1 protein-coding gene is annotated in these 288 nt (G+C 66.3%); it reads left to right on the forward strand.

Annotation, left to right across the window (positions count from 1 at the left end; all coding sequences use genetic code 11):
* A partial coding sequence (locus FS767_RS22115) for a HAMP domain-containing protein (protein ID WP_144968234.1) occupies positions 1-288 on the forward strand: 288 nt, incomplete at both ends.

Below are 288 nucleotides of genomic sequence, written 5' to 3' on the forward strand. Positions count from 1 at the left end.
GCCAGACCCTGGTGACCGTGGAACAGCTCGCTGCGGGCGACCTGACCGTGCAGATCGAGGCAGCGCGCAAGGACGAGATCGGCCAGTTGCAGGCGGCCATGCAGCGCATGATCGTCAATCTGAGCGACCTGATCCGCGAGCAGAAGGACGGCGTCATCCAGGTCGCCAGTGCCGCCGAAGAACTCTCCGCCGTCACCGAGCAGACGCGCGCTGGCGCCTCGGCGCAGAAGATGGAGACCGAGCAGATCGCCACCGCCATGCAGCAGATGAGCGCCACCATCAACGAGG

The sequence above is a fragment of the Pseudomonas sp. DE0010 genome (assembly GCF_007680745.1).
GTDB classification, from domain to species: Bacteria; Pseudomonadota; Gammaproteobacteria; order Pseudomonadales; family Pseudomonadaceae; genus Aquipseudomonas; species Aquipseudomonas parafulva_B.